We start from the raw sequence: 24,074 nt of genomic DNA, 5'->3' as shown, positions 1-24,074 counted from the left end.
GGTCCGCACAGAGCGTCGGGAAGAGGCGGCGGGCATGGCGCTGTCGGGCTCGCACAAGTTGGCACGATAAGCTACCACAACGGCAGAACATGCGCGCTGCGCTCGCTTAAGCTGACTCCGGTCGATTGCTCCTGTATCGACCTGACATGAGGAGACCAGCCATGAGCCAATCAGCCGGTTCGCCGCCGGGTATTGCGCCGCGAGACAACCTGTCCCACGTGCGGGGATCGACCGAAGCCGCGTTGTCGACGGCGACCGTCGCTGCGCTGTTGGCCGAGACGGTCGCCCGCTTCGCCGAACGGCCTGCGGTCGTGTTCCGCGAACAGAACGTGCGCTGGAGTTGGGTCGAGTTCAGCGCGCAAGTCGATCGCTTCGCCGCGGGGCTCGTGTCGCTCGGCTTGCGGCGCGGCGAGCGGCTCGGCATCTGGTCGCCGAATCGCGTCGAATGGCTCGTCACCCAGTTCGCGACCGCGCGCATCGGCGTGATTCTCGTCAATCTCAATCCGGCCTATCGCCTGCACGAACTCGAATACGCGCTCAATGCATCGGGTTGCCGCGCGATCGTCTCTGCAGAACGTCTGCGCACGTCGCAGTACCTGGAGATGCTGCAGACGCTGGCCCCGGAACTGGCCGCAAGCGAACCCGGCAAGCTGGCAGCGCGGAAGCTTCCTTCCTTGCAGTGCGTGATCCGGATGGGCGAGACGCGCACATCCGGCATGCTCGGCTACGACGAGGTCGTGTCGCGCGGCGCGTCGATGCTGGATCGCCAATCGCTCGACGACCTCACCGCGTCGCTCGACTGTCACGATCCGATCAATATCCAGTTCACCAGCGGCACGACTGGCAATCCGAAGGGCGCCACGCTGACGCACCACAACGTCGTCAACAACGCGCGCTTCGTCGCGCAGGCGATGCGTCTCACCGAGCACGACGCGCTGTGCATCCCGGTGCCGCTCTACCACTGCTTCGGCATGGTGATGTCGGTACTGGCCTGTGTGTCGACCGGCGCGAAGATGGTGTTTCCCGGCGAGCTGTTCGATCCGTCGGCGACGCTCGCGGCGGTCTCGGACGAGAAATGCACCGCGCTGCACGGCGTCCCGACGATGTTCATCACCGAGCTCGAGGCCCCCGAATTTGCGCAGTACGACCTGTCGACGCTGCGCACCGGCATCATGGCCGGCGCGCCATGCCCGATCGAGACGATGAAACGCGTCGTGTCGCAAATGAACATGCGCGAGGTGACGATCGCGTACGGGATGACCGAGACCTCCCCGGTGTCGTTCCAGAGCAGCACCGACGACCCGCTCGACAAGCGCGTGACGACGGTCGGCCGCGTGCAGCCGCATCTCGAAGTGAAGATCGTCGACATCGACGGCAACGTGGTGCCGGTCGGCGAGACGGGCGAGTTGTGCACCCGCGGCTATTCGGTGATGCAGGGTTACTGGGGCGATGAAACGCGCACGCTTGAAGCTGTGCGCGACGGCTGGATGCACACCGGCGACCTCGCGACGCTCGACGCCAACGGGTACTGCAACATCGTCGGCCGGGTGAAGGACATGCTGATCCGCGGCGGCGAGAACGTGTACCCGCGCGAGATCGAGGAGTTTCTGTTCCGTCATCCGAAGGTCCAGACCGTTCAGGTGTTCGGCGTGCCCGATCAGAAGTACGGCGAGGAGATCTGCGCCTGGATCATCCTGAAGGCGGGCGAGCGGGCCACCGAAGACGAGATCCGCGAGTTCTGCCGCGATCAGATCGCGCATTACAAGATTCCGCGTTACATCCGCTTCGTCGACGAGATGCCGATGACGGTCACCGGCAAAGTCCAGAAGTTTGCGATGCGCGAGCGGATGATCGAGGAGCTCCGGCTCGTGCAGGACCGCTCGAAGTGATCGCATCGACGGGAGAGGTTCATGGTTCAGCGGTGTGATTGCGCGCGCAGGCGGGTTGCCGACAGAACCGGCTTGCTGGATTTCGAAGGAGTCGAATGATGGAACAGGTGCGCATCGTCGAAGTCGGTCCGCGCGACGGCTTGCAGAACGAGAAGCAGGACGTCTCGACCGAGATCAAGCTGGAGCTGATCGAGCGACTGGCCGTGGCGGGCCTGCGCGATATCGAGGTCACCTCGTTCGTGTCGCCGAAGTGGGTGCCGCAGATGGCGGACCAGGCCGAGGTGATGCGCGGCTTGCGCCGGTGGGCCGGTGTCAACTACCCCGTGCTGACGCCGAACCTGAAGGGTTTCGAGGCCGCCGTGGCGGAGGGCGCGAGCGAGGTGGCCGTATTTGCTTCCGCGTCGGAAGGCTTCTCGCAGAAGAACATCAACTGCTCGATCGACGAGTCGATCGACCGTTTCGTGCCCGTGCTCGATGCCGCGAAACGCCAGGGCGTCAAGGTCCGGGGCTACGTGTCGTGCGTGATCGCGTGTCCGTATGACGGCGCGATCGCGCCGCGCCAGGTCGCGCATGTGGCGGCACGCCTTTACGAACTCGGCTGCTACGAGGTGTCGCTCGGCGACACGATCGGCGTCGGCACGCCGGGCTCGGTGCTGCCCATGCTCGAAGCGGTCGCGGCGCGGGTGCCGCTCGCCGCGCTGGCCGGCCATTACCACGATACGTACGGCATGGCGACGGCCAACGTGCACGCTTCGTACGACTTCGGACTCCGGGTGTTCGACAGCTCGGTGGCCGGGCTGGGCGGCTGTCCCTATGCGAAGGGGGCGACCGGCAACGTCGCGACCGAAGACCTCGTGTACCTGCTGCACGGACTGAACGCCAGCACCGGCATCGATCTGGATGCGCTGGTGGATTGCGGCGCGTGGATCTCGGCGCAACTCGGCCGCGAGAACGGCTCGCGGGTGGGCCGGGCCGTCCTCGCGAAGCGCTCGTGATGCGGCTTTGGGCCGCATCGCATTGCCTTGCGTGGGCTGGCGACGCTCGAGGTCCATGTCCCGGCGTCCGCTTGACCCGGGCACATGGGATAGAACGCGCCGGCGCGCCTCATCTTTAGAGCAAGCCGAAATCGTCGTTGCTGTCGGGAATCGCGTTGAGCAGATTCGCCAGCGCGCGCCAGCCGATCAGGCTCGCTAGCGATATCGCGACGCGCAGCCAAAGCTCGGCGCGTGAATGCGGGCTCGCTGGCGGGGTCGGCACGGCGCAGCGCATCCGCCGCATTGCCGTTTTCGTCGATTCGGCGTCGATCCATGCGCGACGCAACGGGCAGGTCTGCATGCTGGCTCTCCTTGGTTGACCGTCCGTGGCGCTCTTCTCAGCTCGCCGCCGCTTCTGTACCGCCCACGCGCGATAGCAGCGCTCCCAATACCTGTTGCAGCGTCGTCGCGCCGAAGCATCGCTCGCTGATGTTCGCCTCGACGTCGATGCGGCCCGCGTTGTGCGCGTCGTACAGATCGACGATCAGCTGCGTGTGCCGCTCTCCGAGCCCGGCGCCGCGCAACACGGCAGGCCATTCGTGGCGCGCCACCCGATGGGCGACGATCGGCCGCCCCGACAGTTCCGCCAGGATGCGCGCGACGTCGAGCGCACTCACTCTCTCCCTGGCTTCGATACTGACCACGCGCGGCGTCGTGCGCGAAGGCTCGTCATCGAGCAGCAACTGTGCGGCAAGCTCGCCGACGTCCTGTGCGGCGACGGTCGGAAACAGCTTGTCGAGCGGATCATGCAGACTCGGCAACACACCACGTTCGAGCGCGACGGGCAACACGCGCGCCCAGTTCTGCATATGCTCGGCCGAGCGCAGCAAGATCAGCGGCGACGCGACGGTGCGCAGCCGCGTTTCGAGGTAGTGGAACAGCGTCGTGATGCCGGTGCCGTGCGCGTGCTCGGCGCCGTAGTCGGACAGCGCGAGGATTCGCGGCGGCGCGGCCGTGCGAAAAGCGGCGACACCCGTGTCGATAATTTGCCGCATCTCGGCGGCGGGATCGTCGTGCGCTTGCGGCACCGGACAGAGCCATTGCACTGCATGGGCGCCCTCGATGGCGCGCGTGATCGAGTTCGCGTCGCTCAGGTCGGCGAGCGCGATCTCGCAACCGATTGCCGCGAGCGCGTCGGCTTGCGTGGCGTCGCGCACGACTGCCCGTACTGGGTGGCCCGCGCGACGCAATGCCGCCGCGCTCGCTCGGCCCACATGACCGGTAGCTCCGAAAATGACGAACACGTTGTGCTCCTTTGAGGATCGCTATGGCCTGATCGTAGAGGTGCGGGGCTCGCGGGGCGCTCAGATCTGGATGACATTGCGCAGATACGGATGATTTTTTGCAGCGACGCCGTGCGGAACGAGCGAATCGCATCGGCCGTCCACGCGCTACGAAATTCCGTCACTCCGGCGAACTCGCCAAAAACGCCGCACAATGCACGGATCTCCCCGTCATTCAGGTCATTCAGGAGACAAGCGATGAACGCCGTCACCCCGATTCCCGCGCCTGCGCCGCACAGCGGCACGCGCATCGCCGTGCGCACGAGCAGGGCGCTCGGCTGGCATGGCTTCGGTGCGGAACTGGTCAACGTGTCGGCCGGCTTGCATCGAATCCCCGCGTTCGGCCATCACCGCGTGGGCGTGCACGTCGGCGCGCCGGTGACGGCGCGCTGCCTGTGCGATGCGCGCCGCCACGCGCGGATTCAGGCTCACGGCGACGCGGATGTGATCCCCGCGGGGCTCGAAGGCCAGTGGAACGATGATGCCGCGTGCACGATTTTCAGCATCTGGTTCGCCGAGGACTTTGCAACAAGGACCGTCGAGCAGCTCGCGCTGAAATCGGCCGACGCGCAGCTACGCCCGCGCTTCCAGATGCGCGATCCGCGCTTTCAGCATCTCGCGTGGGCGCTGCGCGCGGAACTCGAGGCGGACGACGCGTCCGATCCGCTCTACGCCGAAAGTCTGTGCACAGCGATGCTGGTGCGGCTGATCGGCGCCGAACCCGCATCGGGCAAGCAGCGCCGCACGCTTGCGCCGCGCACGGCCGCGCGTGTGATCGAGTTCATCGACGCGAATCTCGATCAGCGCCTGACGCTCGACGAACTCGCCGCACAGGCGCAACTGAGCGTGCCGCATTTCAAGGCGCTGTTTCGCGACACGCTCGGTGTGCCCGTGCATCAGTACGTGGTACAGCGTCGAGTGGAACGCGCGCGAGCGCTGCTGCTGCAAGGCCGCCTCAGCGCCAGCCAGATCGCGCTCGACACCGGCTTCGCGCATCAGAGCCATATGGCGCAGTGGATGTCGCGTCTATTGGGCGTCACGCCGCGCCAACTGCGCGGGACCGATCCGCTTCAACCAGGCGCCGCCCCCGTCAGCTGCGCATAGACGGCATGCGCGAGCTGCAACAGCGCCTTGCGATCGATTCCGCCCGACACCGCATAGCCAAAATCGCCGTCGACCCAGTAGAACACGTTGACGGGCCCCGCCTGATACAGCTTGAACGCCGTCGTATTCGCGTTCTCGCGCCGATGCGAGATGCACAGCGTGACGCGCTCGCCGTTCGGTCCGCGATACATGAACTGCGCAGTCGGGCCATCGTCGCCGGGCAACAGGCGGCCACCCGACAGCATGAAGCCTTCCTTCGAGAGCATCGGCGGATGGACCTGGGTGCCGAGCCGGTTCGCGAGCCACTGCACGAAGTCCTGCTCCTGATCGGCGCCCATCTCGCTCGGCCGGTCGATCGCCGGCATGTAGACGACGTGCGCCACCGCCGCCCGGCGCGCGAAACCTTCGGCGCTGTCCGCGCTGACCGGACGATTGCCAGCCTGAGTGTCTGCCCCGGCGTCGCTTTGACCGATCGCCACCGGTGGAATCAGATCGTTCCGGTGCATGCCGATACCCACGCCGAGCACGAGTGCCGCTGCCATGCCCGCGAACTGCGCGGCATAACGCGGCCAGTTCGCGGCCAGCCGCGCGTGGCGCGGCGTGCCCGTCTGTAGACGCTTCGGCACGGGCTCGCTGAGCACGCGGTCATAGCGCTCGTGAAGCAGGCCATTGAGCGAAAAATAATCGCTGACGCGCGCGGCCAGCTCCGGATTCTGTTCGAGCGCGCGCTCCACCTCGGCACGTCGCTCGTCGGACAGCGTGCCGTCCACGTACGCGTGCAAGTCTTCTTCGCCGATCGGCATTTGCGGCTCGCTCATCGCACCACCTGTAATTTCGCACCGGGCTGGGCGCCCGCCATCAAAGCCCGCAACCGTTCGCGTCCGCGCGACAAGCGCGACATCACCGTACCGATCGGAATGTTCAGCGCGAGCGCGACATCGGCATAACTCATCTCCTCGAGGCCGACCAGCAGCACCACCTCGCGCTGCTCGACCGGCAGCCGCTGCAGCGCGTAGTCGAGGTCGCGCATTTCGAGCGAATGCATCTGGCCCGACGGCACCGCGAGCTCGGTTTCGGCGATGCTGTCGTCGTCGACGGCGACGTGGACGGCCCGCGCCGACGCCTTGCGCGCCTGATTCGCGAACACGTTGTGCATGATCGTGAACAGCCACGCGCGCAGATCGGTGCCCGGCTGGAACTGTCGGGTGCGGCCGAGCGCGCGTTCGAGCGTGTCCTGCACGAGGTCGTCGGCGAGCTCGCGATTGTTGATCAGCGCCCGCGCGTAGCGCCGCAGACGCGGCACGTGCTCCATCAGCTCGTCACGGACATCCATGGTCGATCCCGGTCAGGGGGCGTGGGGGCGGCATTGGGTTCACTGTTCACTCGCGTCGTCGATATCGGTACGCGCCGGGACGGTCGCGGAGGCTGCCGTCGCACGAGGCGTTCGAACTGCAAACACGGGTTTGTGCATTTTATTCCGCGCAATCTGGCGCGCCGGTTTTTCGAGGGCGGTGCGCGGGGCCGTCAGCGCGCGCTGATCACGTCGGCGGCGCGCATCAGGCCGTGAGTGCGCGCATCGCCCGCGACCGCGAAGCGCTGCCGCCGCGCGGTCCATGTCAACAGCCGCAGGTCGCCGATGCGGCGTGCGGCCCATTGGGGTTCTTCACGCGCGAACGGCGCGGCAGCCGACAGCACCACCACCGGCTGCTGATCGCCGTTCAGATACACGAACTCGGTCGCGCGCTGCCAGGGTCCGAGCCGCAGCACGCGTTGCTCGACGAGGCGCAAGCCGATCGCGTCGAGAATCGGCGCGGCCGGATCGACGCGCGTCGGCGAGGTCGCCGAAAAGGGCTGTGCGGTGACTTCGGCGAGCGCCATTACGGCGGCGTTATTGAGCGCTTGCGCGGACACCTGAATCGCCGTGAGCCAACCGCTGACGGCGATCAGCAACAGCGCGAGCGCGACCAGGGCGGCCAGTATCCGACGCGCGCGAGCAGCCGGTTGCAGGAGCATGCGCAGTCGGCCCGATGCGCCGATATGGCCCTGCACGGGTTCTTCGGTGGTCTGAAAGCTTGCCTGAATCTGTGCGTTCAACCGGTCATAAAAGGCGACACGCCGCGCTTCCGCCGGATGCTTGCCGAGATAGTCGCGCAACGACGCGGCCCGTTCGGGCGTCAGCGTGCCGTCGGCATAGGCCTGGATGTCGTGTTCGGAGGGCGGAGCACCGGATGGGGGGCGGGTCGAGGTCATGATGATGCGTGCTGGATTTCGGCGATTCGATGGCGAACACCGCTTTGCGCGCATTTATTCCCGGCCCCTGCAATGTTTTTTTCACGCGGGGTATCGAGGAATAAACGCTGCCGGGCCGTGGTTCTCCCTCGTGCGAACCCGCACCACTCTCTGAGGAGTCGATCATGAAAAAGCTTTCGTTCGTTGCATTGTCGTTCGTCGTTCTCGCCGCTTCGTCGAGCGCGTTTGCGCAGGGCAAGACGCGCGCTCAGGTGTACCAGGAATTGATCGAGGCGCAGCAGAACGGTCTCGACTACATCACCGATGCGTCCTACCCCGACGTCAGTCCCGTGTTCGCGCGTCAGGTCGAGCAGCACAAGCAGGCGCTCGCCGCGCAGGCGGCGGCCGCCGCGAGCCATGTCGCGAGCTCGAGCGCACCGGCCGTCGGCGCCCATTGAAGCGGCCTCGGCCACCGGCGCGCGAACGCGATCGAAGGGGCGCGCCGGTGCCGGATGGAATAGATCGTCGCGCGGTGTGTTCGCCCGTACGTTGGTCGCTTCGTCGATCGAATCATCGATCCATCCGGCAAAGGAGTATTCGTGACACCACCCCCTGTTCCCAATCCCCGCTCGGGCGATCAGCCGATCTGCGTGCCATGCCGGCTCGCCGCGATCGGCGCGGCCGTGCTCGCGCTCGCGGCCGGCTTCGCCTATACCGCAGGCTGGCTGACGCCCGCGCGTTTGAGCGCGCCGCGCATCATCGATACGTTCGAAGCAGTCGCGGGCCAGCATCCCGGCTATCGACGCAATCACGCCAAAGGCCTGTGCGTCGAGGGCTATTTCGACAGCAAGGGCAATGGCGCGGCCCTGTCGCATGCGGCGGTGTTCGCGCCGGGCCGCACGCCGGTGTCCGGTCGCTTCGCGGTGCCCGGCGGTAATCCGTCCGCGCCCGATACGAGTTCGCCGGTGCGCAGTCTCGCGCTGCAGTTCCGGCTTCAGGACGGCGAACAGTGGCGCACCGGCATGAATTCGACGCCGGTGTTCGCGGTGCATACGCCCGCGCAGTTCTATCAGCAATTGCTGGCCGCGAAGCCCGACCCCGCCACCGGCAAACCGGACCCCGCGAAGCTGAAGGCGTTCTACGCGGCCAATCCCGAGACGCTACCGTTCCAGCGCTGGGTCAAGGCGCACCCGCCGTCGTCGAGCCTCGCGAACGCCGCGTACTACAGCATCAACGCGTTTCTGTTTACCGACGCCCACGGCACGACGCGCGCGGTGCGTTGGGCCGTCGTGCCCGACACACCGTACGCGCCGGTCAGCGCCGCGCAGCAGGCCGAGAAAAACTTCCTCGCCGCCGATCTCGACGAGCGTCTGCAGCACGGACCCTTGCGCTGGCATCTGCTGCTTAGCGTCGCGCAGCCGGGCGACCCGATCAACGACGCGACGCTGCAATGGCCCGACGATCGTCAGCGCGTCGACGCGGGCACGCTCGTGATCGAGCGCACCACGTCGCAGGAGGACGGTACCTGCCGCGACATCAACTTCGATCCGACGATCGTGCCGGCCGGGATCGCGCCATCGGACGATCCGCTGCTCGCCGCGCGCTCGGCAGCCTACGCGCTGTCGTACAAGCGTCGCACGCGCGAGGAGGCGCTGCATCCCGAGATCCATCGAGTTCAGACAACCGGAGAGCACTCATGACGCGCGAGCGCACACATTTCAGCCCGCTGGCGCGGCTGCTGCATTGGACGATGGCGCCGCTGATCGTCGCGATGCTGTTTATCGGGGTCGGCATGGTCGCGACGGTGTCGCGTGCCCATGATGCGCTGGTCGCGCTGCATCGGCCGCTCGGTATCGCCTTGCTGCTGCTCGTGCTGGTGCGGCTCGGGGTGCGCATCGTGCGCGGCAGTCCGCCATTGCCGTCGCGCATGTCGAAGCCGCAACGGCTCGCGGCGCATGCGTCGCACGTGGTGCTGTATGGGCTCATGCTCGCGATGCCGTTGATCGGCTGGGCGATGCTGTCGGCGGCGGGGTACCCGGTCACGCTGGTCGGCGCGCTGCATCTGCCGCCGATCGCGCCGCACGACGTCGCGCTGTTCGCCCTGCTGCGCGCGCTGCATACGTGGCTCGCGTTCGCGTTGTTCGCGACGGTGCTGCTGCATCTGGCGGCGGCGTTGTTGCACGCGCTGATCCTGCGCGATGGCGTGTGGAGCAGCATGGCGCGCGGCGCACGCTGAAACCGCTCGACTCGCGGCTCGATCGGGCCGTTCCCAAAACCGTGCCAAGCGGCCCCCAGCCATTTGCGTCCAACGCGTAAAATGGCCGGTTACCACTGGCAAAGCGCAGCTGGACAGAATCGGCCGGGCGTCGCGTGCGAGCGTCGCCCGGCGCACTGTTTTGGCCCGCGCGCGCTTGCCTTCGCCGGTTTGAAAAGGAATGCACGCGGATGTCGTCAGTTTTCTTCGATCGGGAACGCATTGCGGAATGGCTCGGTGAGCGCACCGTGGCCAAGGCTCGCTCGGTGGGCGCGGTCAGCCACGTCAAATGGCAGGGCGAGACGCTCTCGGGCGAGGTGCAGGGCTCGCAGCCGCAGCCATACCGGACGCGGGTTCGCTTCCGTACCGATGGCGGGTCGCCGTGGGCCGAAGGCGAATGTACGTGCCCGGTCGGCCGCAATTGCAAGCACGTCGCGGCGCTGCTGCTCGCGGAACTCGACTACCACGACGAGATGGATCACATCACCCAGGTCGAGGACGACAGCGAGCCGGCCACCTCGGAAGTATTCATCGCGCGGCGGATCACGGTGCCGGGTGTGCCGCCGTCGCCATCGCCATCGCCGGGCGTGCGACCGGAACTGGTCAGCTGGCTCGAGCGATTTCGCGCGCGCGCCCGCGCGGCCGAGTCCGTCACCGAAAGAGATGCCGCCCGCAAGGTGGACGCCGCGCGCACGGAAACGCTCGCCTATCGGCTCAACTGGTCGAGCTTCCATATGCGCCACGAAGTCGTGCTGCATCGCGCGCGCTGTGACGCGGAGGGCGTGATCGTCGAAGTGGGCGATAGCTGGGGCGACGTCGAAGGCGCGCTGCTCAGGCAGCCGCGTTTCGTCTCCGACGCAGACCTGTCGATCCTGCGCGGCCTGTGGCTCGGCCGCTCGCGCGAGGATCTGGGCCAGTTCGTGCTGCGCGGCACGAGCGGCGCGGAGACGCTGCAAAAGCTGATCGCCACCGGGCGCCTGTTCTTCGACTTCAGCATCGCGCCCGGTCACGCGGGCCCGACGCCGCTCGCGCGGGCCGCCGACCGGCCCGGCCGGATCGAATGGGAGCCGCTCGCCGACGAGCGCCTGCGCCCGGTGCTGCGCACCGAACCGCGCGCGAGCATGGTGCTGCCGACCGAGCCGGTCTGGTACGTGGACGGCGTCGCCAACGAGGCGGGCGTCGTGCCGTTGACGCTGCCGTTCCAGCAACTGCCCGACTACCTCGCGATGCCGCCGATCTCGCTGGCCGAGGCGCCGCTCGTCGCATCGGTGTTGCGCGAGATCGCGCCCGGGTTGCCGCTGCCGCCGACCCACGACACGCCCGCGATCCGGGTGATCGACGTCGAGCCGGTGCCGGTGCTGACGCTGAATAGCCACGCGCTGCCGGGCGTCGCGAAGGGGACGAAAACCGCTAAAACTTCTAAAGCCGCGAAAACCGCTAAGACCGCGAAGGGCCTGGAGCGCATCTCCGCCGCCGTCGAACTGGCCGCCGCGAGCTTCGACTACGACGGCGTCAGCATCAACGCCGACAGCAGCGTGACGCTGGTGCCGCTGCCGGGCGGCGACGTGATCCACATTCGCCGACGCTACGACAGCGAGAAAAAGCGCTTGCTGGAGCTGCGCAAGACCGGGCTGCAGAAGGTGCCGACGCGCAACCTGCACGCCTCGCGCCTGTTGCCCGACACGATGCTCGGTCTGCCCGACGCCGATGCATGGTCCGAGTTCGTCAACGACGCGGTACCGGATCTGGTCGCGAAGGGCTGGCGCGTGACGATGGCGCCCGAGTTCCGCTACAACGTGATCGAGATCGACGCGATCGACGGCACCGCGCAGCAAGCCGGCGACGGCTGGTTCGATCTGGAGATGGGCATTCGCGTCGGCGAGCGCAACGTGCGGCTCGAACCGCTATTGGCCGATCTGTTCCGGCGCGACCGGCGCTGGCTCTCCGGCGCGCTGGAAAGCATCCGCGACGACGAGCCGATCGAGCTCAAAACCGAGGAGAACAAACGCCTGCGGTTGCGCGCCGATCGTCTGAAGCCGGTGGTGCGCGTGCTGGTCGATCTGTTCGATTCGCTCGGCGGCGCGCTTGCCGAAGGCGCGCCGTTGCGCGTGCCCGCGGTCGATGCCGGCCGGCTCGACGCGCTGCACGATACCGGCCGCTGGCAGTTCAGCGGCGACGCGTCGATCCGCGAGCTCGCGCGCCGTCTGCAGGCCGGTCCGGGCCTGCGCGAAGTGCCGCTGCCGCGCGGTCTGAAGGCCGAGCTGCGCGCGTATCAGCACCAGGGCCTGAACTGGATGCAATTCCTGCGCGAACAGGATCTGGCCGGCGTGCTCGCCGACGACATGGGGCTCGGCAAGACCGTCCAGACGCTCGCGCACATTCTCGCGGAGAAGGAAGCGGGGCGGCTCACGCATCCCGCGCTGATCGTCGTGCCGACCACGCTCGTGCACAACTGGCGCGAGGAAGCGCGCCGCTTCGCACCCGAGTTGAAAGTGCTGGTGTTGAACGGGCCGCAGAGGAAGGAGCGCTTCGAGCAGATCGGCGAACACGAGCTGATCCTGACCACCTATGCGCTGCTGTGGCGCGATCAGAAAGTGCTCGCCGAACACGACTACCATCTGCTGATTCTCGACGAGGCGCAGTACGTGAAGAACGCGACCACCAAGGCCGCGCAGGCGATTCGCGGCTTGCGCGCGCGCCATCGGCTGTGTCTGACCGGCACGCCGCTCGAGAATCATCTCGGCGAGCTGTGGTCGCAGTTCGATTTTCTGCTGCCGGGCTTTCTCGGCAGCCAGAAGGACTTCACGCGACGCTGGCGCAATCCCATCGAAAAGAACGGCGACGACGTGCGCCGCGCGTTGCTCGCGCGCCGTATCCGGCCGTTCATGCTGCGCCGTCGCAAGGACGAGGTCGCGAAGGAACTGCCGCCGAAGACGACGATCGTGTGTCCGGTCGATCTCGAAGGCGCGCAGCGCGACCTGTACGAAACCGTGCGCACGGCGATGCAGCAGAAGGTGCGCGCGGCGGTCAGCGCGCAGGGGCTCGCGCGCAGCCACATCATCGTGCTCGATGCGTTGCTGAAGCTGCGCCAGGTGTGCTGCGACCCGCGGCTCTTGCGCGCGGCGAGCGGCATCGTGGACGGCGAGCGCGCGATGCGCTCGGCCAAGCTCGATCTGCTGCTGTCGATGCTGCCCGAGTTGATCGAGGAGGGCCGCCGCGTGCTGCTGTTCTCGCAGTTCACCGGCATGCTCGCGCTGATCGCCGAGGCGCTCGACGAAGCCGCGATTCCGTATGCGATGCTGACGGGCGACACGGTCGATCGCGTGAGCCCGGTCGAACGGTTCCAGCAGGGCGAGGTGCCGCTGTTCCTGATCAGCCTGAAGGCGGGCGGCGTGGGGCTGAACCTGACCGCCGCCGACACGGTGATCCACTACGATCCGTGGTGGAACCCGGCCGCCGAGAACCAGGCGACCGACCGCGCACATCGGCTGGGACAGGACAAACCGGTATTCGTCTACAAGCTGATCGCGGCGGGCAGCATCGAGGAGAAGATCGTCGAATTGCAGGAGCACAAGGCCAGCCTCGCCGACAGCATTCTCGCGGAAGACGCGGCCGGCGCTTCAAAGTTCTCCGACGACGATCTCGATGCGCTGTTCGCGCCGATGCCGGAGATCGAAGGCTCGCGCTGACCGCGCTGATCTGATGCGTGGCGGCAACATCAAAGGGGGCCAGACTGTAACAAAACGTCTGTGTATGTAAATTCCCGCCGAGGTGGCTTCAATTCATACCAATTTCGAACTCGCACCGCATAAGACTCGCGCACTGCGAAGGGTCGGCTGGCGGTAACAACTACTTCGGCGGCGGTTACAAAGGAAGTTCTTTCGTCTTGAGTGCGGTGCTCCGCCGGGCTAACGTGACATTACTCGCGCGGCTAGACCCCGGCGAGCGTGTGTAGTGTTTTGAGCGGCGTTGCTTCGGAAGAGGCAACGCCGCTTTTTTTGCCCGCGATGCGCCGCTGGCATGATCGTGCGTCATCGCCTCGGCCACCCAATGCGAGACAGTCCGATGCGTTCATACAAAATGCAGATTGAGTTCACATTTGGCCACGCAGATCGCATCAAATTTACAATTTGCATACGACGAAATCTAACAATGTTTAAACGATTTATTTTGCGATAATTCTTATACTGACTACGGAATTGTTAAATAAGAGTATTTGGCAGGAATCTTAAAAGAGGGGAATAGGCGATGAAGCAAAAGGCTGTTCCAGCAGCGGTTTGCCGCCTCGACTGTCATCCCCGGAAGGGCGCCGGCACGTGCTGTCAGACCGGACGAACCTTAAAAAAGCGCATCAACCATTTTCAATCAGGGTTTTTCGCGACGCATTGCCGGTACACGGCAAGCGGGAAAGAACAGGGTTTTCGATTATGATGATCTGCCTCGCATAATTGCTATGACAAATTCATATACGCGCTGATTTCGGCTTCACGAAAGCGGCGTCAAGCGGGGGCACGGCAAAGGACCATTAATCGGAAAAGTAGCAGCCGGAGTTTTATGGGGAAGCCGGATCGGCGGCGTTGTGCTGTCATCCCGGTCGTCAGCCGGTTCGCCGGCCGTCAGCCACGAAAGGCGCTGTTGCGTTGTGGAGTTTTATGAGAATCGCAGTCCTCGATGACGATTCGGCTCAGGCCGATCTTGTGTGTCAAACGCTGTCAGCAGCGGGACACGTCTGTCACGCGTATGGCGCAGGGCGCGAATTGGTGCGCCAGCTGCGCCGCCAAACGTTCGATCTGTTGGTGCTCGACTGGAACGTTCCCGACATGTCCGGCGAGGAAGTGCTGCGCTGGGTACGCGAAAGCCTGTCCGAGCGCCTGCCGGTCCTGTTCATGACGAGCCGCGGCCGCGAAACGGACATCACGTCGATTCTGAACATCGGTGCGGACGACTATCTCGTCAAGCCCGTGTCGGGCGCGGTGCTGCTCGCGCGGGTCGGCTCGTTGCTGCGTCGCGCCTATTACCTGAAGCCGCCGGCCACGAAAGAAGCCTTCGGCGAGTTCGAGTTTGACCTGAGCGCGAAGCACGTCGTCGTGCGCGGTACGCCGGTTGCCGTCACGCAGAAGGAGTTCGAGCTCGCGCTGCTGCTGTTCCAGCATCTGAGCCGGCCGCTGTCGCGCGCACACATTCTCGACGTGATCTGGAAGCAGGCCACGGACATCCCGTCGCGCACCATGGACACCCACGTGTCGATGTTGCGCAGCAAGCTCGGCCTGCGTCCGGAGCAGGGTTATCGGCTGACGCCGATCTACGGCTACGGCTACCGCCTCGAGCGGATCGAAAGCGACACCCGGCCGGCCGCCGACGACGAACCCACTGAAGAGGCGGGTGAGGCGTGACGGCTTTCGTGGACGCGGCAGCGCCGAGCCGCGCTGCCATGCCCGGCCGTGGCGCCGGGGCGTGGCTTGCGCTGGCCTGCCTCATTGCCGCGGGCGCGACGGGCTGGAGCGCACACGCCCATGCGCAGCCCGCGGGCGGCAAAGCCGGCCCAAAGGCGCCGCCGGTCTACACTTCGTATACGACGCACGAGGGCGACACGCTGTACGACATCGCCGCTCGCTACATGGCCGACCCGACCGACTGGGCGCTGTTGAGCAACCTCAATCACGTGCCCGCGCCGCGTCGCATGTCGGCCGGCATCGTGCTGCGTCTGCCGGCCTCGAGGCTGCGCCAGGATCGGGACACGGCCCGCGTGGTCGCGACCAGCGGTCCAGTCGAGCATGCGTTCGACTCGAACCCCTATCTGCCGTTGAACGCCGGGGCAACGCTGGGCGAGGGCGATCGCTTGCGCACCGGCACGAACGGTTTCGCGACGCTCGAGCTGGCCGACGGTTCGTACGTGACGGTCGCGCAGAACGGCGAACTCAATATCGCGAAACTGCGGCACGTCACGCTGACCGGCGTGGCCGATCGCATCTTCGAGCTGCGTCGAGGCGAGGTCGAGAGTCAGGTCACGCACGCGACGCGACGCGACGATCGCTTCCAGATTCGTTCACCTTCGGTGGTCGCGGGCGTTCGCGGCACGCGTTTTCGCGTCGATTACGACGGCGGCGCGCAGACTACGGCGGTGGCCGTGCTCGACGGCGCGGTCGGTGTCGATGCGATCACCCTACGCGGCCAGCGCGCCGCGCCGGCGCCAGGCGTGCCGTTGCAGGCGTCCGAGCAACTGGTCAATGCGAGCTTTGGCAACGTGACGCGCTCGGGTGGCGCGGTCGGCAGTCCGGTCCAGCTGTTGCCGGCCCCCGCGCTCGCGCGGCCGGCGCGCGTGCAGGACGGCAAGACCGTCGTGTTCGACGTCACCCCGGCGGAGCACGCGGTCGGCTACCGGCTGCAGATTTCCCACGACGCCGATCAGCTCGATCTGGTGCGCGATCTGCGCGTGAGCGAGCCGCGCGCCGACTTCGGCGATCTGCCGGACGGCACGTACTTCGTGCGCGTGGCGTCGACCGATCGCAACGGTCTCGACGGCCTGCCGAACGTGTACGCGTTCCAGCGGCGCCAGCTGGGGCTGGACGCTTCGGCCGCGCAGCGCGCGGGTAGCCGCGACTACGAATTCCGCTGGTTCGTCAGCCACAGCAACGTGCCGACGCGTTTTCGCTTCGTGCTCGCGAAGACGGCCGATCTGAGCCAGCCAGTCATCGATCGCACCGATCTGCCCGGCGGCGAACTGGTGATCAGCGATCTGCCGCCGGGTGTCTACTACTGGACGATCGTCGCCGAGCAATTCGACAACGGCCGCTTCTACGAAAAGAGCAGCCCGGTTCGTTCCTTTACGCTCGCGCGCTGACGCTGGTAGATTCTCGGGGCCGGCCTGCTGGCCGGCCCATCCCCACGTTCCCGACTCCATCGTCCATTGCCCGCCACTTCTACGCGCTTGAGCCTCGATCCGCGCGCCCGTCTCGGACGGCGTGCCGGCCGGCGCTTTCTGATCGAGTGGGTGAGCGTCGGCTGTCTGGGCATCGCGGTAATCCTGCTGACCTCGTTCGGGCACGTAAGCGCCCGCATCGATCAACTGGTGTACGACCGGTTTCTGAACTGGCGCGCGCAGCCGCTGCTGTCCGACATCGTGGTCGTCGAGATCGACAACGCGAGCATCGACCAGCTCGGCCGCTGGCCGTGGCCGCGCAGCGTGCATGCGCGCTTGCTCGAACGGATTGCCGCGGCCCAACCCGCCGCGGTGATCTATGACGTGCTGTTCACGGAGCCCAACGCCGACGACGCCCAACTCGCCCACGCCATCGCGCTCTCGCCGACCTACCTGCCGGTGTTGCTGACACCGGCCGACGCGAGGGGCGAGCGCACCGTCGACCAACCCGTTGCGCCGCTCGCGCAGGCGGCGGCCGGGCTCGGTCACATCAATTTCGAGGTGGACAGCGACGGCATCGCGCGCAGCGTCGCGCGCTTCCAGGGGGACGACGGCTCGCGCTGGCCGCAGCTAATGGTGCTCGTCGCCGACGCCGTCGAACGCGGCAAGCTGCATCTGCGCGGCGGGCTGCCGCCGCGTCGCGCGAACGAACCCGCGCGCGGCAGCGACGACGGTAGCGACGGCGGCGAAGGCCGGTTCCTGATTCCGTTCGGCACGAATGCCGCGAACTACGCGAAGCTCAGTTTCGCCGACGTGCTCGCGGGCAAGGTGCCGGCCGATCAGCTGCGTGGGCGCATCGTCGTGGTCGGCGTGACGGCGTCGGGCTTGTACGACCGTTTCGCGACGCCGGTGTCGGGTGAGCTCGGTCCGCTGCCGGGCGTCTACATCCACGCGAACGTGCTCGATACGCTGTTGACCGGCCGCGAGATCCAGCCGGTCGGGTGGTGGGTCGTGTTCGCGGCCGCCCTGGGGCCGCTCGCCGCGCTGCTCGCCGGTTTCCTCGTGCTGTCGCCGCGCCGCTCGCTCTTGCTGACCGTGGCGCTGGTGCTGCTGGCGGCGGCCGGCAGCGCGCTGCTGCTGTATGGCGGCCGGCTCTGGATGTCGCCGGTGCCGGCCATTCTAGGCGTCGTGATCGTGTATCCGATCTGGAACTGGCGCCGCCTCGAAATGACGATGGCGTATCTGCGCGGCGAGCTGCAACGGCTCGCCGACGAGCCGCATCTGCTGCCCGAAGCGCCGAAGCGCCGCCGCGAGTTTGGCGGCGATGTGCTCGAGCAGCATATGGCGCTGATGGCGCAGGCCGCGCAACGGGTGCAGGACATGAAGCGCTTCGTGTGGGACAGCCTCGACAGCGTGCCGGAGCCGATTCTCGTCAGCGATCTGGCCGGCGTCGTGCTGATCGCCAATCATGCGGCGAAAGCGCATTTCGCCCGGCTCGGCGCGCCGATGCCGGAGGGGCGGCCGATGCAAAGCGTGCTCGGCGGTCTCACGCTCGTGAAGACGATCGATGCCGGCGCGGCCACGGACACCGAGCGCAATCTCCAAGCGCACGCGCATTGGCCGGCCTTGCTCGATCCGACGCGCGGCGAGTTCGCGGCGCTGATGGCCCAGGGCGTCGAGGTGCGCGACGCGAACGAACGCGATCATCTGCTGCGCTACGCCACCTGCACCAACGCGCAGGGCGAGACGACCGGCTGGATCGCCGGTCTCGTCGACGTGTCGGCGCTGCATGTGGCCGAGCGTCAGCGCGAGGACGCGCTGCGGCTGCTGTCGCACGACATGCGCTCGCCGCAGGCATCGATTCTCGCGCTGGTCGAGATCGAGCGCGCGCGGACCGAGCCGGTGCTCGCGCGCAGTCTGCTCGAGCGCATCGAACGCTACGCGCGACGCGCGCTGACGCTCGCCGACGACTTCGTGCAGCTGGCGCGGGCCGAATCGCAGACCTATGTGCTCGAGCCGCTGAGCCTGACCGAACTGGTGATCGATGCCAGCGACGAGGTTTGGCCGCAGGCCCACGCGAAGCGCATCACGCTGCATACGGAAACCGGCGAAGACAGCGACGACGATCCCTGGATCTGCGCCGACCGCTCGCTGATGACACGCGCGCTCGTCAATATTCTGAACAACGCGGTCAAGTACAGTCCGCCCGACACGCGCATCGTGTGCAGTTTCGCGAGCGAGTCGCGAGCAAACCCCACGGACAGCGCGCCGCGGCGCGTGTCGTGCACGATCCGCGACCAGGGCTATGGCATCCCGAAGGACCAACAGGCGGGGCTGTTCGAGCGCTTCCGCCGCTTTCACGAGGCGGAGCGGCCGGAGGTGGGCGGCGCGGGGCTCGGCATGGCGTTCATCAAAACCGTCGTCACGCGCCACGGGGGCAGCGTCGAGGTCGTGAGCGCGCCGGGCGAGGGGACGGCCTTTACGATCTGGCTGCCCGCGCTCGACGACGCGCAGCACGCCGAATTGAGCGCACCGGGCGCCTGACCCGACGTTGACGAAATCGATGGACTAGAGAGAAAAGAAAAGATGACCAGGATCGCTCACCTTTGCGCCGCGCTGGCCGCGGCGAGCCTTACCGGTTGCGCGGGCCTCACCGCCGACGTGCACACCGTCGCCAACGACGGCGCCGACCACACCGTTGCGCTGCAAGGCGAGCAGACCTATACGCTCGCGCGCACGCAACCGCAGGACGATAGCGCCGACCATCCGCAAGCCGAAAAGCTGCTGCGCGACGAACTGGCGAAACACGGCTTCGTCGATACGGCGGGCAAGCCCGCGCATTATCTGCTGTCGGTCGCGTATGGCACGCGGCCGGCGTCGATCGGCGTTGGCGGCAAAGATTGCGCGCCCGCCGATTGCGGCGCGGGCGGCGGCGGTCTCGGCGCGCTGCTGTTCGGGCGCGAGTATCAGCACGCGCTGACGCTGCGCTTCTTCGACTACGCGAGCGGCACCGAGCGCTACAAGGTCGGCGCGGTGTTCACGGATCGAAACGCGGACCCGCAGGAGGCGCTGCCGTTGCTCGTGAAAACCGCGCTCGCGAAGCTGCCGTTCGACGCGCCGGCCGACTGGCGGGTGAAACTCAGCATCGACAAGGCGAGCGGCGTGCCGAACGTCGAGTCGATGCAACCGCTGCAGCGTTGATTCGACGCGTGCTGGCCGTCCGGGTCGCGCCACGATGGCCGGGCGGGTGAGCTATTCCTGCGTCGGCTCGTCGCGTGGCCAGTGGTTTTCGAACACGCAATCGGCGAGCGGCAGACGGCTCGCCCAGCGCTCGGTTTCGAGCATCGGCTCGCTGTAGAACGCGTCGACGTGGCCGAGGCACAAAATCGCCACCGGCCGCGCGCCTTCGGGCATGCCGAGCAACTGGTGCACGGCGTCGACGTCGAACAGCGACACCCATCCCAGCCCCAATCCTTCCGCGCGCGCGGCGAGCCACATGTTCTGGATCGCGCACGCGACCGATGCGAGGTCCATCTCCGGCAGCGTGCGACGGCCGAACACGTGCCGCTCGCGGCCGTCCATCAGCGCGATCACGAGCAGTTCCCCGCATTCGCGCATGCCTTCCACCTTCAGCTTCATGAACTCGTCGCGGCGCTTGCCGAGTGCGTCGGCGGTCGCGAGCCGTTCGCGTTCGACGATGTCGCGCAAGCCCTCGCGCAGGCCGGCATCGGTGATGCGCACGATGCGCCAGGGCTGCATGAAGCCGACGCTCGGCGCGTGATGCGCCGCGTCGAGCAGACGCCGCAGCACCGCGGGGTCGACCGGATCGGGCACGAAGTGGCGCATGTCGCGGCGTTCGTAAATCGCGCGATAGACCGCGTCGCGCTCGGAGTCGTCAAAAGGCTTCGCCATGAAAGAGGGCGGCCGTGAAGGCCGGGTTGGAGGGCCAGTAAGCGTGCATATAGGTTGCCACAATCGGGCCCACGCGGAAAATCGCTTCGCCGGGCGTGTCGCTGTGCGCGCGCGTGGCGAAGCGCTCTGCCGCGAGCGGCGTGGCGAGCTTCGAGTAGTGAAACGTATGGCCAGTCAGCGTTCCGTGCAGCCCGTCGATCTGCTGCATGCCGAGCGACGTGAAGCGGGTTTGCATCGTCGCGTGACCGGGCAGCAGGCCGAGCATCGGCGTGCGCGTGCCGTGGGTGTCGGTCAGCGTGTCGAGCAGATAGAGCATGCCGCCGCATTCGGCGAGCACCGGTTTGTTCCCCTCGACGTGCGCGCGGATCGAGGCGGCGCTGTGCGCGTTGGCCGCGAGCGTCGCCGCGTGCAACTCGGGGTAGCCGCCGGGCAGATAGAGCGCGTGCGTGTCGTCGGGCAGGGCTTCGTCGGCGAGCGGTGAGAAGTAGCTGAGCCGCGCGCCGAGCGCTTCGAGCAGCGCGACGTTGGCCGGATAGATGAACGAGAACGCGGCGTCGCGCGCGATGGCGATGTGCCTGCCTTCCAGCAGGCGCGGCAGCACCTCGGGCGCGGGCGCGCCGAACTCGACCGGCGGCGGCAGTTCGGCGAGCGCGGTCGACGCGAGCGTATCCGCCGCGCGTTCGAGGCGCGCTTCGAGATCGTCGATTTCGTCGGCCTGGTGCAGGCCGAGGTGGCGGTCGGGCAGCGTGATCTCGTCGCTCGCGGCGATGTGGCCGCACCAGCGCAGCTCGGGCGGAAGCGCTTCCCGCAGCATCTGCGCGTGCCGCGCGGAACCGACGCGATTCGCGAGCACGCCATGAAACGGCAGTTGCGGCCTGAAGCGCGCGAGCCCGAACGCGAGCGCGCCGAAGGTCTGCGCCATCGCCTGCGCGGAAATCACCGCGAGCACCGGCACGCCGAACGCGCTCGCAAGATCGGCGCTGCTCGGCGTGCCGTCGAATAAACCCATCACGCCTTCGATCAGGATCAGATCAGCCTCTTGCGCCGCCTGCGCGAGCAGATTGCGGCACGCGCTTTCGCCGACCATCCACAGATCGAGCGACAGCACCGCCGCGCCACTCGCGCGCGCGAGGATCATCGGGTCGAGAAAATCCGGGCCGGTCTTGAAGACGCGCACGCGCCGTCCGAGCCGCCGGTGATAGCGCGCGAGCCCGGCGGTGATCGTGGTCTTGCCTTGTCCCGACGCGGGCGCGCTGATGAACAGCGCGGGGCACGCTGACATCGCTCAGAACTCCACGCCGCGCTGCGCTTTCACGCCCTGCTCGCGATAGGGATGCTTGATCGCGCGCATTTCGGTGACGAGGTCGGCGGCTTCGATCAGCGCGTCGGGCGCGTGACGGCCGGTCACGACGACGTGCAGCATCGGCGTGCGCGCCTGGATCACGGCGAGCACTTCGTCGAGCGGCAGGTATTCGTACTTGAGCACGGTGTTCAGCTCGTCGAGGATCACCATCTGGTAGTCGCCGCTTTCGATCATCCGCCGCGCTTCGTTCCAGCCTTTGCGCGCGGTCGCCATGTCGGCCTCGCGGTTCTGCGTGTTCCAGGTGTAGCCGTCGCCCATCGTGACGAAATCGCATTGCGCGATCGCGCCGAGGAAGTCGCGCTCCGACGTATGCAGCGCACCCTTGATGAACTGCACGACACCGAGCCGCATGCCGTGGCCGAGCACGCGCACGGCCATGCCGAACGCGGCCGTGCTTTTGCCCTTGCCGGTGCCGGTGTTGACGATCAGCAGGCCTTTTTCGACGGTCGCGCCGGCCTGCTTTTTTTCGTGGCCTTCACGGCGGCGTTCGGTCATGCGTTGATGCGATTCGGGATCGGTTTTCATCGAGGGTCCTGGTCTTGAGAGGCGGGATGGATTGGGGGCGCGTCGCTGGGTGCTTCGCTAAAAGCAGCACGGGTCGCCGCTGCGATCGCCACGGTGATGCCGGCGTGCGTGCGCTTGCGTACGACCAGACGCGCGGCTTGCGTGGCCGTCGTTGAATCCGTTGCTGTTGCCGCCAGCAGCGCACACGGCTCGCACACACCGTCGACGCCGAGATGCGCGCGCGCGGCCGCCGACGGCGACGCGACCGCTACGGCGGCGATCTGCTCGCGGCTGAACAGTCGCAACGGCAGCTGATGGCGTGAGCAGAATTCGAGCAGGCCCGGCTCGTCGGCTTTGCTGTCGATCGTCGCGATGGTGCGGATCTGCGCGAAGTCATTCGATCCGAGCGCGGCGCGTACGGCCGCTTCGATATCGGCGGCTTCGCTGTGCAAGCGGCAACCGATGCCGACGCTCAATGTTTGCCGCGCGCGTGCGTCGCCTTGCGCGGCCTCACGCGCCAGCGCGAGCGATGCCACGCGGCCGATCACGACGATGGCCGGCGAGCCGAGCCCTGCGCGCGCGACCGCCTCGGCAAACTCGCGCAGCGGCGCGAGCACGTGACGCTGCCCGGGCCGCGTCGCCGATTCGATCGCCGCGCAGGGGGTCTCGGCTGGCAGGCCGGCCGCGAGCAACGCGCCGGCGATTTCACCGAGCCGCCGCATGCCCATATAGATGACGAGCGTCATGCGCGTCGCCGCGAGCGCGGCCCAGTCAGGCTCGCTGCTGCCGGCGCCGTGGCCGGTGACGAACACGACACCCTGCGCGTAATCGCGATGCGTGACGGCGATGCCGAGCGCCGCGGGTGCGGCGATGCCGGCCGTGATGCCGTTGATCACGTCGGCGTCGATACCCGCTGCGTGCAGCGCCTGCAACTCTTCGCCACCGCGGCCGAACACGAACGGATCGCCGCCCTTGAGCCGCGCGACGCTGCGCCCGGCGCGCAGATGCGCGAGCATTTGCGCGACGATGTCCGCTTGCGGTGTGGATGGATGGCCGCCGCGCTTGCCGACGTACACGACTTGCGCGTCGGCGCGCGCGAACTGCAGCACGTCGGGATTCACCAGATCGTCGACGAGCACGACATCGGCTTGCGCGAGCGCGCGGGTGGCCTTGAGCGTCATCAGTTCGACGTCGCCGGGACCGGCGCCGATCAGCCACGCGCGCGTCATCGCGGCATGCATGGCGCGCGCCATGCGGTGTGGGGAGAGGAGATGCGGCGCGCGACAGCGCACGCGGCGGTGAACATTGAGGTCATGCGCTACTGCGAATCCGGGCGCGGTGAAACGCGCGGCGCGCGGCGAATTCATCAGAAAAAACGCCACGACACACGCGATGCCGCGCTTGAACGCCTTCACATCCGTTCCCCGCGGATTCCGGCGGCCGGCGGCGCACGTGATGCACGGATGCATGCGGCGCCGCCTCCGCGTCTGGCCGGTATCCGGGCTGGCGGCCTCACGCGCTTTGCCTTCCCGTCCCTGTTTGCGAATTCGCGGGACAGTGGCATCAAAAAACGCATGCGCGGCGCGGCGGAATCGAAGACGGAATCGAGTCGCGCGCCGCAGGTCGCTTACCGTTGCGGGGAC

At 67.2% G+C, this 24,074-nt stretch carries 21 protein-coding genes and 1 pseudogene; 12 read left to right on the top strand and 10 right to left on the bottom strand.

The features are described 5' to 3' along the window. Positions 1-161: 161 nt before the first annotated feature. Positions 162-1,889 carry an AMP-binding protein gene (locus CI15_RS10240; protein WP_062127289.1) on the top strand — a complete coding sequence of 576 codons (1,728 nt, stop codon included), beginning with the start codon at positions 162-164 and terminating at the stop codon, positions 1,887-1,889. A 95-nt stretch (positions 1,890-1,984) separates the two neighbouring features. After that, complete coding sequence (locus tag CI15_RS10235; protein WP_062127286.1) at positions 1,985-2,884, top strand: hydroxymethylglutaryl-CoA lyase; 900 nt, start codon at positions 1,985-1,987, stop codon at positions 2,882-2,884. A gap of 115 nt (positions 2,885-2,999) precedes the next feature. Here CI15_RS10235 and CI15_RS37145 read toward each other — a convergent pair whose 3' ends face one another. Both CI15_RS37145 and CI15_RS10225 read right to left on the bottom strand, forming a co-directional pair. Then, positions 3,000-3,224, bottom strand: a complete 225-nt coding sequence (locus CI15_RS37145) for a hypothetical protein (RefSeq protein ID WP_062127283.1) — start codon at positions 3,222-3,224, stop codon at positions 3,000-3,002. 37 nt (positions 3,225-3,261) lie between these two features. Beyond that, complete coding sequence (locus tag CI15_RS10225) at positions 3,262-4,167, bottom strand: NmrA family NAD(P)-binding protein (protein WP_062127282.1); 906 nt, start codon at positions 4,165-4,167, stop codon at positions 3,262-3,264. Between the two features lie 237 nt (positions 4,168-4,404). Here CI15_RS10225 and CI15_RS10220 point away from each other — a divergent pair, with 237 nt between their 5' ends. Beyond that, positions 4,405-5,310, top strand: coding sequence for an AraC family transcriptional regulator (locus CI15_RS10220; protein ID WP_062127280.1), 906 nt, complete (start codon positions 4,405-4,407; stop codon positions 5,308-5,310). Here the strand turns inward: CI15_RS10220 and CI15_RS10215 are convergent. The 3 genes from CI15_RS10215 to CI15_RS10205 form a co-directional block, all read right to left on the bottom strand. Continuing rightward, positions 5,277-6,128 (bottom strand): anti-sigma factor family protein, encoded by an 852-nt coding sequence (locus tag CI15_RS10215; RefSeq protein ID WP_062127277.1) that lies wholly within the window; start codon positions 6,126-6,128, stop codon positions 5,277-5,279. The two genes, CI15_RS10220 and CI15_RS10215, sit on opposite strands and share 34 nt — an antisense overlap. Then, positions 6,125-6,643: an RNA polymerase sigma factor gene (locus tag CI15_RS10210; protein WP_062127274.1), complete on the bottom strand. Its 519-nt coding sequence runs from the start codon at positions 6,641-6,643 to the stop codon at positions 6,125-6,127. Before CI15_RS10210 ends, CI15_RS10215 begins: the two co-directional genes overlap by 4 nt. A gap of 191 nt (positions 6,644-6,834) precedes the next feature. Further along, a complete protein-coding gene (locus tag CI15_RS10205; RefSeq protein WP_062127271.1) occupies positions 6,835-7,560 on the bottom strand; it encodes an anti-sigma factor family protein in 726 nt (241 codons plus the stop codon). 164 nt (positions 7,561-7,724) lie between these two features. On the opposite strand from CI15_RS10205, the gene CI15_RS10200 reads away from it, so the two are divergent. The 8 genes from CI15_RS10200 (at position 7,725) to CI15_RS10165 (ending at position 19,853) form a co-directional block, all read left to right on the top strand. Further along, positions 7,725-7,997: a DUF4148 domain-containing protein gene (locus CI15_RS10200; RefSeq protein ID WP_062127268.1), complete on the top strand. Its 273-nt coding sequence runs from the start codon at positions 7,725-7,727 to the stop codon at positions 7,995-7,997. 141 nt (positions 7,998-8,138) lie between these two features. Continuing rightward, positions 8,139-9,239, top strand: a complete 1,101-nt coding sequence (locus CI15_RS10195) for a catalase family peroxidase (protein ID WP_062127265.1) — start codon at positions 8,139-8,141, stop codon at positions 9,237-9,239. Next, positions 9,236-9,775 carry a cytochrome b gene (locus CI15_RS10190; RefSeq protein ID WP_062127262.1) on the top strand — a complete coding sequence of 180 codons (540 nt, stop codon included), beginning with the start codon at positions 9,236-9,238 and terminating at the stop codon, positions 9,773-9,775. Before CI15_RS10195 ends, CI15_RS10190 begins: the two co-directional genes overlap by 4 nt. A 209-nt stretch (positions 9,776-9,984) precedes the next feature. After that, on the top strand, positions 9,985-13,482 hold the full coding sequence (locus tag CI15_RS10185; protein ID WP_062127259.1) for a DEAD/DEAH box helicase: 3,498 nt from the start codon (positions 9,985-9,987) through the stop codon (positions 13,480-13,482). A 963-nt stretch (positions 13,483-14,445) separates the two neighbouring features. After that, the gene (locus tag CI15_RS10180) at positions 14,446-15,186 is read left to right on the top strand and encodes a response regulator transcription factor (protein WP_062127256.1); all 741 of its coding nucleotides are present in this window, start codon (positions 14,446-14,448) and stop codon (positions 15,184-15,186) included. A gap of 38 nt (positions 15,187-15,224) precedes the next feature. Then, positions 15,225-16,634, top strand: a complete 1,410-nt coding sequence (locus CI15_RS10175) for a FecR family protein (protein ID WP_062127645.1) — start codon at positions 15,225-15,227, stop codon at positions 16,632-16,634. Between the two features lie 66 nt (positions 16,635-16,700). Further along, positions 16,701-19,196, top strand: coding sequence for a CHASE2 domain-containing protein (locus CI15_RS10170; protein WP_062127253.1), 2,496 nt, complete (start codon positions 16,701-16,703; stop codon positions 19,194-19,196). A 42-nt stretch (positions 19,197-19,238) separates the two neighbouring features. Further along, positions 19,239-19,853: a DUF4136 domain-containing protein gene (locus tag CI15_RS10165; RefSeq protein WP_062127251.1), complete on the top strand. Its 615-nt coding sequence runs from the start codon at positions 19,239-19,241 to the stop codon at positions 19,851-19,853. Between the two features lie 51 nt (positions 19,854-19,904). Here CI15_RS10165 and bluB read toward each other — a convergent pair whose 3' ends face one another. The 5 genes and pseudogenes from bluB to cobA form a co-directional block, all read right to left on the bottom strand. After that, a complete protein-coding gene (gene bluB, locus CI15_RS10160; protein ID WP_062127248.1) occupies positions 19,905-20,564 on the bottom strand; it encodes a 5,6-dimethylbenzimidazole synthase in 660 nt (219 codons plus the stop codon). Beyond that, positions 20,548-21,846 carry a cobyrinic acid a,c-diamide synthase CobB gene (locus CI15_RS10155; RefSeq protein WP_062127246.1) on the bottom strand — a complete coding sequence of 433 codons (1,299 nt, stop codon included), beginning with the start codon at positions 21,844-21,846 and terminating at the stop codon, positions 20,548-20,550. The genes bluB and CI15_RS10155 overlap by 17 nt, the downstream gene beginning before the upstream one ends. Positions 21,847-21,849: 3 nt before the next feature. Then, positions 21,850-22,452: a cob(I)yrinic acid a,c-diamide adenosyltransferase gene (gene cobO / locus CI15_RS10150; protein ID WP_062127243.1), complete on the bottom strand. Its 603-nt coding sequence runs from the start codon at positions 22,450-22,452 to the stop codon at positions 21,850-21,852. Further along, a complete protein-coding gene (locus tag CI15_RS38195) occupies positions 22,449-22,907 on the bottom strand; it encodes a cobalamin biosynthesis protein (protein ID WP_338152544.1) in 459 nt (152 codons plus the stop codon). The genes cobO and CI15_RS38195 overlap by 4 nt, the downstream gene beginning before the upstream one ends. Before the next feature lie 27 nt (positions 22,908-22,934). Then, a pseudogene (gene cobA, locus CI15_RS38190) lies at positions 22,935-23,660 on the bottom strand (uroporphyrinogen-III C-methyltransferase); the annotation flags it as partial. 42 nt (positions 23,661-23,702) lie between these two features. On the opposite strand from cobA, the gene CI15_RS38240 reads away from it, so the two are divergent. Next, positions 23,703-24,074, top strand: a 372-nt coding sequence (locus CI15_RS38240) for a hypothetical protein (RefSeq protein ID WP_420915852.1), incomplete at its 3' end; no start/stop codon positions are given.

It is taken from the genome of Paraburkholderia monticola (assembly GCF_001580545.1).
Lineage (GTDB): Bacteria > Pseudomonadota > Gammaproteobacteria > Burkholderiales > Burkholderiaceae > Paraburkholderia > Paraburkholderia monticola.
This window is presented reverse-complemented; position numbering and strand designations above follow the sequence as displayed.